Annotated in this window: 10 protein-coding genes and 1 pseudogene; 4 read left to right on the top strand and 7 right to left on the bottom strand. The window is 69.6% G+C overall.

Annotated features, from left to right (window positions below):
• The 3 genes from A5652_RS04695 to A5652_RS04685 all read right to left on the bottom strand — a co-directional run.
• Positions 1–437, bottom strand: a 437-nt coding sequence (locus A5652_RS04695) for a VWA domain-containing protein (protein WP_156745158.1), incomplete at its 3' end; no start/stop codon positions are given.
• Positions 438–482: 45 nt separating this feature from the next.
• Complete coding sequence (locus A5652_RS04690) at positions 483–1,793, bottom strand: primosomal protein (RefSeq protein ID WP_067347127.1); 1,311 nt, start codon at positions 1,791–1,793, stop codon at positions 483–485.
• A 49-nt stretch (positions 1,794–1,842) separates the two neighbouring features.
• Complete coding sequence (locus A5652_RS04685; protein WP_067347129.1) at positions 1,843–2,691, bottom strand: alkaline phosphatase family protein; 849 nt, start codon at positions 2,689–2,691, stop codon at positions 1,843–1,845.
• A gap of 137 nt (positions 2,692–2,828) precedes the next feature.
• On the opposite strand from A5652_RS04685, the pseudogene upp reads away from it, so the two are divergent.
• Positions 2,829–3,446, top strand: a pseudogene (gene upp, locus A5652_RS26425) (uracil phosphoribosyltransferase); the annotation flags it as partial.
• A 7-nt stretch (positions 3,447–3,453) separates the two neighbouring features.
• On the opposite strand, the gene A5652_RS04675 reads toward upp, so the two are convergent.
• Together A5652_RS04675 and A5652_RS04670 are read right to left on the bottom strand one after the other, a co-directional pair.
• The gene (locus A5652_RS04675) at positions 3,454–5,034 is read right to left on the bottom strand and encodes a phospho-sugar mutase (RefSeq protein WP_067347124.1); all 1,581 of its coding nucleotides are present in this window, start codon (positions 5,032–5,034) and stop codon (positions 3,454–3,456) included.
• Positions 5,035–5,038: 4 nt separating this feature from the next.
• Positions 5,039–5,854: a purine-nucleoside phosphorylase gene (locus tag A5652_RS04670; RefSeq protein WP_067347122.1), complete on the bottom strand. Its 816-nt coding sequence runs from the start codon at positions 5,852–5,854 to the stop codon at positions 5,039–5,041.
• A gap of 267 nt (positions 5,855–6,121) precedes the next feature.
• Here A5652_RS04670 and A5652_RS04665 point away from each other — a divergent pair, with 267 nt between their 5' ends.
• The 3 genes from A5652_RS04665 to A5652_RS04655 are packed head-to-tail and all read left to right on the top strand — an operon-like array spanning position 6,122 to position 9,140.
• A complete protein-coding gene (locus A5652_RS04665; RefSeq protein ID WP_197513757.1) occupies positions 6,122–6,736 on the top strand; it encodes a cutinase family protein in 615 nt (204 codons plus the stop codon).
• 38 nt (positions 6,737–6,774) lie between these two features.
• Entirely contained in the window at positions 6,775–7,965 is a 1,191-nt protein-coding gene (locus tag A5652_RS04660) for a M20 family metallopeptidase (protein WP_067347118.1), read from the top strand.
• Positions 7,962–9,140: an amidohydrolase gene (locus A5652_RS04655; protein WP_067347115.1), complete on the top strand. Its 1,179-nt coding sequence runs from the start codon at positions 7,962–7,964 to the stop codon at positions 9,138–9,140. The genes A5652_RS04660 and A5652_RS04655 overlap by 4 nt, the downstream gene beginning before the upstream one ends.
• On the opposite strand, the gene A5652_RS04650 is transcribed toward A5652_RS04655, so the two are convergent.
• The gene (locus tag A5652_RS04650; protein ID WP_067347113.1) at positions 9,137–9,955 is read right to left on the bottom strand and encodes an alpha/beta hydrolase; all 819 of its coding nucleotides are present in this window, start codon (positions 9,953–9,955) and stop codon (positions 9,137–9,139) included. The two genes, A5652_RS04655 and A5652_RS04650, sit on opposite strands and share 4 nt — an antisense overlap.
• 101 nt (positions 9,956–10,056) lie before the next feature.
• Complete coding sequence (locus A5652_RS04645) at positions 10,057–10,536, bottom strand: gamma-glutamylcyclotransferase (protein ID WP_067347111.1); 480 nt, start codon at positions 10,534–10,536, stop codon at positions 10,057–10,059.
• Between the last annotated feature and the right edge of the window lie 62 nt (positions 10,537–10,598).

The raw sequence follows: 10,598 nt of genomic DNA, 5'->3' as shown, positions 1-10,598 counted from the left end.
GGCACCAGTAGCGTGGCGTTGGCCGCGAACTCCACCAGTCCCAGGTTGATCGCCGGGGTCAGCTGGTCGGCGAACTGGGTAGCGGCCTGCTCGGCGGCCTTGAGCCGGTTGGGTTCGACGTCCGTCGCGCGCATGGACTGCGACATGTCGATCACCAGCATGATGACGGCGCGGTTGCGCGGGATGCGCATGTCGTGGGTGGGCGTGGCCAGCGCGAGGGTCAACAGCGCCAGGCACAACAGCGACACGGCGATCGGGAGGTGCCGCCACGGCGACTGCGCCACGGGGGTATCGGTGTAGCGGTGCAGCCGTTGGCGCCGCCGCGCCTGGACCCAGACGTAGACGACCAGCAGCGCCAGCGGCACCAGCCCGAACAACAACAGGGCGGGACGCTGGAATCCGTAGAGCGGTAACGGGCCGATACCGGGAAGCGACACGTCACCCAACCTTCCCGTCGAAGCCCGGCCCGTCAAACGGTGGTACTACTCGCGGCGAAGCCGCCCGTCGACGAATTGCTCCAGTTTCTCCCACTCGCGCACCGCCGCGGCGTACGGCGGCGACGGCTTGGTGACCGAATCGGGCTCGAGGACGGCGGCCACCAACTTGCCCAGCGGCCGGCTCGTCTCGAGTGCCTTGTCGACGGTGCTCTCCTCGGAGTAGTCGCCGATGTCGCGGAGCACCTCGACGGCGAGTTCCAGTTGCTCGCGATCCACGGCGTTCGGTCCGTCGGCCAGATCGTCGGCCAGTCCGCTGAGCACGTAGATGTTGTCCTCGGTGATCTCGACCGCCAGCGAGCCGTCGGTCGCGGCGGTACGGATGTCGTCGTAGGTGCTCAGGTCCGCCAGGTCGTGGTCGTGCTCGTCGGCCAGGTAGCGGGCCAGCGCGCGCTCGGACGTGAACACGCTGATGCGTCCGTTGCGGCCCAGGAAGATCGGCTGGTCGTCCAGGTAGCAGCGCAGCGTGTAGAAGGTGCCCGAACTCGTCATGATCCGGATCGGATCGATGCCCACCTGCAGCCAGAAGTCCTTGTCGCTGCCCAGCACCACGGTGTCGGCGGTCGCCCGGTCGGCCTCGTCGTCGGTGGCCTGGTCTTCGGCCCCGGCGTCGTCCTCCGCCGACTCCTCGACGGTCGCTTCCTCGACGGCGTCGACGGCGTCGTCGGTGCCGGCGTCTGCGTCCGGCTCTTCAGATTCGCGCTCTTCGGCCAGTTCGTCGGCGGCCTTGTCCGACAGCGTGGAGTCGACCTCGGGGGTGGTGACGATGTCGTCGATCGCGGCGAGCACGTCGTCCCAGCTGCGCCCGATCACCTCGGCGATCGCATGCCAGCGTTTGGCGCCCGCCTTGCCGGTGAAGTGCTCGATTCCGCCGGAAACGGTGCCCAGGCTGGGGTTGCCATTGAAGAACTTCGACACCGCCGCCAGCTCACACACCGATCCGATGGACGACACGATGGCCAGCGCGCCGGCCAGCGCGGACACCGACTCCTCGGTGGGCTTCTCGGCCACCAGTTCCTCGACGGCGATCAGGTCGAACTGCTTGTCCTCGGCGGGCTCGAAGGCGTGCGCGTGCGCCGTCCGCAGCTCCTTCCAGGCCGGGTGATCGGTCAGGTCGTTGTCGTCGTCCGCGCGCACGAACGCGACCAGGTCGGCGACGGAGGAGAACGCGAACAGGTCCTCGTCCTTGCCCAGGAACGCCTCCCACTCGTCGCCGGAGTCGCGCCAGCGGGGTGCCCACACGGTGTAGCGGTCACCATCGGACAGGCTCAGGCGAATCGGCACGAGGTCAGCAACCATGCGGCACAGAATAGCGACGACCGGCGAACGCGTTACCGGGCCATCAGAACTAGCCCCAGATATCGGTGATGGGCGCGGCGCCGGCGGCATAGCCCGTCTTGGGCAATCCGTACATCTGCTCCACCGTGGACAGCACGTTGTAGTGGTTGATCTGTTCGCTGTAGCTGCCGGGCCGGACGTGGGCGCCGTAGAACACCGTGGGGATCTGGTTGCGGTTGCCACCAACGTTGGAATTGTCGTCCTCGTCGAACGTCACGATCAGCAGGCTGTTGTTGGCCACTGCCCAGTTCGCATATCCGGACAATTCGCGGTTCAGCCAGGAATCGGCCTGTGCGATCGAACCGTCGTGCATGTTGTCGTCGTTGTTGGGGATGACGAACGAGACGGTCGGCAGGCTGGAGTAGTTGCCCATCGGAAACGCGGAGAACGGCAGCGAGTTGGCCGCAGGCACGTTGGTGAAGTTGGCCCACGGCACATGCTTGCGCGCGTACTTGCCCGCGCTGCAGACCGGCGAGCCGACCGCCGGCAGGCCCTCGGCGAAACCGACGAATGTGTAACCCGCGGCGAGCAATTCGGAGCCGAGGTTCGGCGCGGCGCCGCCGTTGACCGGGCACACGTCCTTGGTCACCCCGAACGTATTGCCGGCGAAGAGCGCCAGGTAATTCGGTTCGCTGGGATGGGTTTCGGCGAACGACTGGGTCATGTTGGCGCCGCCCGAGGCCAGCGTGGTGATGAAGGGCGCCGATTTGTTTCCGATGATGCCGTTCTCGGAGCGGTTCTCCTCGACCACGATGACAATGTGCGCGGGTTGCGGAATGGCGGCTGCCGCAAGGCCGATGCGAGGCGTCAACGGGCTGGCCGCCAGTGCCACCAGCGCGCACGCGCCCAGCAGCCGCAGGGCCCGATACGCACCGCCGACCGGACCTTCAATTTCGCGCAACACGCCCGGATTATATGAACGGGCGCAGGCGGTTTCCGGGACGGGCGCGAGCGTGTCAGAAGGGCTTAGCCCGATCGTTATATACCCTCTATCACATGGAAATTCGCGTCATCGACCACCCGCTGGCCGCCGCCCGGCTGACGGTGCTGCGTGACGAACGCACCGATAACGCCGGTTTTCGCGCCGCGCTGCGCGAGCTGACGCTGATGCTCGTCTACGAAGCCAGCCGGGACGCACCGCGAAAGTCGGTGAAGATTCGCACCCCGGTGTCTTCGGCCGTCGGGACCCGCTTGGTCAAGCCGCCGCTGCTGGTGCCGGTGCTGCGGGCCGGGCTGGGCATGCTCGACGCCGCGCATGCCGCGATACCGCAGGCGGAGGCGGGATTCGTCGGTGTCGCTCGCGACGAGGAAAGCCACGTGCCGGTGCCCTATCTGGAGGCGCTGCCGGACAAGCTTGCGGACAGGCCGGTGATAATCCTCGATCCCATGCTGGCTACCGGCGGGTCGATGGTGTACGCCATCGGACTGCTACAGCGCCGCGGGGCAACCGGTATCACCGTGCTCTGTGTGGTGGCGGCTCCGGAAGGCCTTGCGGCGGTGGAGAAAGCGGCGCCGGACGCGCGAGTGTTCTGCGCCGCGGTCGACAAGGGGCTGAACAAGTCGGCCTATATCGTGCCGGGTCTCGGCGATGCCGGCGACCGGCAATTCGGCCCCAACCTGTTCACCAGCTCTGCACAGCAGCGATCAGCGCCTCGCGCAGGGCGGCGGCGCGCCGCCGCGAAGAATCCAGGTCGTCGTAAACCGCACAGCGAATCTCCAAGTAGCACTTCAACTTCGGCTCGGTCCCGGAAGGCCGCACCACCAGCCTGATCGATGTGTCATCGTCGCCTGCGGTGAAGATCAGCGCGTCGGTGATGTCGATGAGGGTCGTGGTGTAACCGGCCAGTGTTTTCGGTGGGTCCGCCCGCCACCGCTGCATCATTCCGGCCGCCTCCGTGGCGTCGGCTACCCGGCGTGACACCGCGGCGACGTCGTGTACCCCGTACCGCCGGGCCAGATCGTCGAGCAGGTCCCGGACCGAACGGCCCTGCCGCATCGCGGTGGCCACCAGGTCGCACACCAGGACCGCGGCGCTGATGCCGTCCTTGTCGCGCACGGCCGCGGGATCGACGCAGTGACCGATCGCTTCTTCGTAGGCGTAGATCAGCGTGCCGCCGGGCACTTTCGCGTCGGCGCGGGCCAGCCATTTGAAGCCGGTGAGGGTTTCGACGTGGACGGCGCCGTAGCGCGCCGCGATGGCCGGCAACATCCGCGACGATACCACCGTGCTGGCCACCACCGGCTTGTCCGCGTGAGTCGTCGACAAGAGGTAATCGCCCAGCAGCCAACCGGTTTCGTCGCCGGACAGCATCCGCCAGCGCGGCCCGTCTTTGATGCCGACGGCGCAGCGATCGGCGTCGGGGTCAAGCGCGATCGCCACATCGGCGCCGGTGTCCGCGGCCAGCGCCAGCAACGCGTCGGTGGCCCCGGGCTCCTCGGGATTGGGGAAGGCGACGGTGGGGAAGTCCGGGTCGGCTGCGAATTGCGTTGCGACGGAGTGTACTTCGATAAACCCCGCGCGGTGCAACGTCTCGACGGCCACCGCACCGCCCACCCCGTGCAGCGCGGTCAGCGCCACCCGCACCGGCCCGGTGCCGCGCCGCAACCCGGCGGCCCGCTCGATGTAGCGCTCGACCAGGTCGGTCCGCGCGGGTTCGACGGGCGCCCTGCCGATCTGGTCGGCCGGCGGGGCGGCGGCCATCGCGGCTTCGATCTCGCGGTCGGTGGGGGAGACGATCTGGATGCCGCCGTCGAGGTACACCTTGTAGCCGTTATCGGCGGGCGGGTTGTGCGATGCGGTGATCTGGATCCCGGCCGGTGCGCCAGTGTGCCGCACCGCGAAAGCCACCACCGGGGTAGGCACCGGGCCGGGCAGCAGCACCACGGAAAATCCCTGGGCGGCAAGCACTTCGGCGGTCACCGTGGCGAATGCCGCCGAGCCGTGCCGGGCGTCGCGTCCCACGATCACCGGCGACCCGGGTAGGCCGCGCGCGATCAGCACTTGTGCGACGGCCCAGGTCGCCCGTGAAACCACCGCGACGTTCATGGCGTCCGGTCCGCCGCGCACCGGCCCGCGCAGGCCCGCCGTGCCGAACTTCAGGGGTCGGGCGAACCGCTCGGCGAGTTCTCTCGCGTCACACGCGTCGAGCTCGGCCGCCGTCGCCGGGTCGGGATCGTGGGCGATCCACTCCTCGGGCGTCATGGCCCTAGAACCGGGGGAGCTGGGAAAGGATCAAGGCCAGCAGCGCGCCCATCCGGGTTGCCGCGGCGGCGCCGGCGGCCAGCACCTCGGTGTGGCTCAGCGGTTCGCCGCTGATCCCCGCGGCCAGGTTGGTCACCAGCGACACCCCCAGCACCTCGGCGCCGGCCGCCCGGGCCGCGATGGTCTCGTGCACCGTCGACATGCCGACCAGGTCGGCGCCCAGCGTACGGAGCATCCGGATCTCGGCGGGCGTCTCGTAATGCGGACCGGGCAGCCCCGCGTAGACGCCTTCGGTCAGCGTGGGGTCGGCCTGCCGGGCGAGCGCGCGCAGCCGTGGCGAGTAGGCGCTGGTCAGGTCCACGAATTGCGGGCCGACCAACGGGGACCGGGCGGTCAGGTTCAGGTGGTCGCTGATCAGCACGGGTTCGCCTACGGCCATGTCCGGGCGCAGGCCACCCGCCGCGTTGGTGAGCACGACGGCCCGCACGCCGGCCGCGCAGGCCGCCCGCACCGAGTGCACGACGTGACACAGGTCGTGGCCCTCGTAGGCGTGGATGCGGCCGACCAGCACCAGCACCCGGTGTGCACCGATGCGCATCGACAACAGCTCGCCGGTGTGCCCGACCGCGGTGGGCGGGGAGAAACCCGGCAGGTCGGCCTGGGCCAGCACGGTGGTGGGTGTGCCGAGCGCCGCGACCGCCGGCGACCAGCCCGATCCGAGCACGATGGCGACGTCGTGCTCGGCGACGCCGGTGCGTTCGGCGATGACCTCAGCCGCCCGGCGAGCGAGGTCGCCTGGGTCCGACGGGGTTTCGGTCACAGTGGGGGAGCCTAGCCGCGCGACGGCGAGCGCCGACAGCGGCGCGAGTGAGGAGCGGGGCGAGCGAACCTAGCCGCGCGACGGCGAGCGCCGACAGCGGCGCGAGTGAGGAGCGGGGCGAGCGAACCTGGGCGTCGGCGGGCGAGGAGCGGGTCGATCGAACCTGGCCGAGCGACGGTGTCCCCGCGATATGTCAGGATCTGCCGTATGAATCTTCGTAGGTGGCCGGTGGTTGGCGCGGCCATGGGAATAGCCGCCGGTGTTGTGCTGTCGGTGGTTTCGATCACATTCGGTCCGGCACCGTCGGCCAAAGCGGACTGTCCGGACGTGCAACTCATCTTCGTCCGCGGTACCGCCGAGCCGCCCGGCCTGGGGGCGGTGGGCGACGCGCTGTTCGGCGCGCTGCAGCCCGCGCTGCGTTCGCGCAGCGTCGACTCGTATGCGGTGAACTATCCGGCCAGCTACAACTTCCTGACCACCGCCGACGGCGCCAACGACGCGCGCGATCACATCGCGCAGATGGTCGACCAGTGCCCGTCCACGCGGCTGGTGCTGGGTGGTTTCTCCCAGGGCGCCGCCGCGGTCTCGATGCTCGCGGGGGTGCCGCCGGTCGGACAGCGCATCGGCAACTTCGGATCGGCTCCCGCGCTGGACCCCGGCCTGGCCAGCAAGATCGCGGCGGTCGCGGTGTTCGGCAACCCCGGCAACCGCTTCAACACACCGCTGTCGTCGACGGGTGCCTTCGCCGGCCGCGCCATCGACCTGTGCAGCGAAGGTGATCCCGTCTGTGTCGTTGGCGGTCGCGACCGCGACGCGCACCACGACTACTCCGTACCGCCCTACCCCGGCCAGGCGGCGGGATTCATCGCCGGGCTGGTGTAGCCCCGGGCGGCGTCGGGCCGCGGTGACATACTGCGAGAGTGCGCGTAACCCCGTTAGACAGCGTTGAAGATGTCGTGCGGCGGCGTGGTGCCGACCTTGTCGAGTTGTCCCATGACATCCATGCCGAGCCCGAGCTGGCCTTCGCCGAGCATCGCAGCTGCGCCAAGGCGCAGGCACTGGTCGCCGAGCGCGGCTTCGAGATCACCGCGGCCGCGGGCGGGCTCGACACCGCCTTTCGCGCCGACTTCGGCAGCGGGCCACTGACCGTCGGGATCTGCGCCGAATACGACGCGCTGCCGGAGATCGGCCACGCCTGCGGCCACAACATCATCGCGGCGTCGGCGGTGGGCACCGCCCTGGCGCTGGCCGAGGTGGCGGACGACCTGGGCCTGCGGGTGTCGCTGCTGGGGACGCCGGCCGAGGAGGCCGGCGGCGGCAAGGTGTTGCTGCTCAAGGCCGGCGTCTTCGACGACATCGCCGCGGCCGTCATGCTGCACCCCGGCCCGGCCGACATCGCCGGGGCCCGCTCGCTGGCCTTGTCCGAGGCGACCGTGAACTACCGCGGTAAGGAATCCCACGCGGCCGTCGCGCCACATCTGGGCATCAACGCGGTCGACGCCGTCACGGTCGCCCAGGTGGCCATCGGGCTGCTGCGTCAGCAACTGGCGCCCGGGCAGCTGGTGCACGGCATCGTCACCAACGGCGGACAGGCGGTCAACGTCATCCCCGGGCACGCGGCGCTTCAGTACGCGATGAGAGCGGTCGAAGCGGATTCGCTGCGCGAGCTGGAGGGCAGGATGTACGCCTGCTTCGCGTCGGGCGCCCTGGGCACCGGCTGCGAATACGAGATCGACGTTCCCGCACCCCCGTATGACGAACTGAAGCCCGACCAATGGCTGGCCGACACCTTCCGTGACGAGATGTGCCGGCTCGGCCGCGAGCCGGTGGCCCGCGAGTACGAGGCGGGGCTGCCCATGGGCAGCACCGACATGGGCAACGTCACGCACGTGCTGCCGGGGATCCACCCCGTGGTCGGGGTCGACGCCGGGGGCGCCATGGTTCACCAGCGCGCCTGCGCCGACGCCGCCGCGGGGCCCAGCGCCGACCGCGCCGTCGTCGAGGGCGCGATCATGTTGGCGCGCACGGTGGTTCAGCTGGCCCAGACGCCCGCCCAGCGCGACCGGGTGATGGACGCGCAGCAACGCAGGCGTGGCGGGGGGCATTCATGAGCCTGGTCGACGCCGCCGATTCGTGGCTGGCCACCCATCGCCAAGACCTGGTCGAATGGCGCCGCCACATTCACCGCTACCCGGAGTTGGGCCGTCAGGAGCACGCCACCACCCAGTTTGTCGGCGAGCGGCTGGCCGAAGCCGGGCTCAACCCGAAGGTGCTGCCGGGCGGAACCGGACTCGTCTGCGACATCGGCCCCGAACACGAGCCCAGGATCGCGCTGCGCGCCGACATGGACGCCCTGCCGATGGCCGAGCTCACCGGCGTTCCGTACGCCTCAACTCTTGCGGGCGTGGCGCATGCCTGCGGTCATGACGCGCACACCGCGATCCTGCTGGGCACCGCCCTGGTGCTGGCGTCGGTGCCCGAGCTGCCGGTCGGGGTGCGGCTGATCTTTCAGGCCGCTGAGGAGCTGATGCCCGGCGGGGCGATCGACGCCATCGCGGCCGGCGCCGTCATCGGGGTGTCGCGGATTTTCGCCCTGCACTGCGACCCCCGGTTGGAGGTCGGCAAGGTCGCGGTCCGGCACGGTCCCATCACCTCGGCGGCCGACCAGATAGAGATCACGCTGTATTCGCCCGGCGGGCACACGTCGCGCCCGCATCTGACCGCCGACCTGGTGTACGGGCTGGGCACACTGATCACCGGGCTGCCCGGGGTGTTGTCGCGGCGCGTTGACCCGCGCAACGGCACCGTGCTGGTCTGGGGCGCCGTCAACGCCGGCGTGGCTGCCAACGCCATCCCGCAGACCGGTGTGCTGGCGGGCACCGTGCGCACCGCGAGCCGGCAGACCTGGGTGGGCATGGAGGAGGTCATCCGCGAGACGGTGGCTGGGCTGCTGGCCCCGCTGGCAATCGAGCACACGCTGCAATACCGGCGTGGCGTACCGCCGGTGGTCAACGAGGACGTCTCGACGCGCATCCTCACCCACGCGATCGAACAGATCGGCCCCGACGCGCTTGCCGACACCCGTCAGTCCGGTGGCGGCGAGGACTTCTCCTGGTACCTGGAGGAGGTTCCAGGTGCGATGGCCCGGTTGGGGGTCTGGCCGGGGGTAGGACCTCAGCTGGATCTGCACCAGCCGACGTTCGATCTCGACGAGCGTGCGCTGCCGATCGGCGTGCGCGTGATGACGAACATCGTCGAGCAGTCGGCCGCGTTCGACCGGTCCTAGGCGCCGGTGGCGCCGACGACATGTTCGGCGATGCGGGCGTATGTGCGGCGCGTGATGTCGCCGGCCTCGCTCATGATGTTGTAGCCGTGGTCGACGCCGGCCACCTCGTGGTACTCCGCCAGCGCCGCGACGGCATCGAGTTTGCTTGCGTACCTGCGGGCTTCGTCGCGCAGCCGATCGTGCTCGGCCGTCACGATCAGCGCGGGCGCGATCCCGTCGATGTCGTCGGCGTTGTCGCCCCAGGCGGGCGAGGCCAGGCGGTCGCGGCGCTGGGCCGGTTCGGGGATGTAGGCGGTGTCGAAGACCTCGCTCATCCACGGCTTCATGATCGCCCGGCGGCCGAGCGTCGATGCCTTGTCGCGGCTGGGCGTGACCAGGTCCAGCGGCGCGTAGTGCAGCACCTGCAGCGCGATATCGGGGCCGCCGTTCTCCAGTGCGAGCCGCGCGGCCGCGGCGGAGAGGTTGCCGCCCGCGCTCTGGCCGCCGACGCACAGGCGGGTGCCGTCCCAATCGCGGTCGGAGTCGCCCGCCCAGCGCACGACGTCATAAATCTGGTGCACCGCGGTGGGAAAGCGGTGTCGCGGCGCCAGGACATAGTCGGTGTTGATCACCAGTACGCCGGCGTTGGCGGCGAGGTATCGGCACCACGGATCGTCCTGCTCGCGGTGGCCGACCACGAACCCGCCGCCGTGCACGTTGACGTAGACGGGCGGGTTCGTCGCCGCCGGCGGGTGATAGATGGTTGCGGATACCGGGCCGTGGCGGGTTCCGATGGTGACCTCAGTGGTTCGGCCCGCAATTTCGGGGAATCGCACGGCGGCCTTGGGGGTGGGGTTGACCGCGGCGGCGAATGTGCGTGCGATCGCGTCGGCGACCAGCGGTAGGGATAAAACTGACAGCCGATCTTCCTTCCGGATCAGGCGCTGGTGCCCGGGCCGATGTTACGGGCCGGGCGGGTCCGTAGGCCGTGCACGTAATCGCTTGGTGCCCCTGCGATTTCGGCGGCGTCGGCCATCACCCCCAAGTACCGGGCCGATGGCATCCCGCCCTCCCAGGCGTCTAAAACGTACAACCACGCCAGGACCGGGTCGGTGTCGGTGTCCGACGAGATGCGCTCCACGCGGCACCGGATCTTTTTGTGGACGCCGAATTCCGAGCCCTCCCAGCGGTCCAGGTTTTTCTCGTCCGCCGGTGTCATGTCGTAGAGGACGACGAACACCTTCGAATCCGGGTCCTCGACGACGCTGGCCAGCGCGCCCTCCCAGCCGATGTCCTCGCCACCGAAGGTCAATCGCCATCCGTGCAGCCAGCCGGTTCCGGCCATCGGCGAGTGTGGCGCGCGTTTCTGCATCTGCTCGGGATCCATGTTCGACCCATAAGCGGCGTAGAGCGGCACGGGGAAAGCTTAGACGTCCGATGCTGGCGGGTCTTCCCTGAGCATTCGCCGGCCCCCCGCCG

Origin of the sequence: Mycobacterium sp. 1165178.9, assembly GCF_001673555.1 — a bacterium.
Lineage (GTDB): Bacteria > Actinomycetota > Actinomycetes > Mycobacteriales > Mycobacteriaceae > Mycobacterium.
Note: the sequence above shows the minus strand (reverse complement) of the source record. Positions and strands in the feature narration are given on the sequence as shown.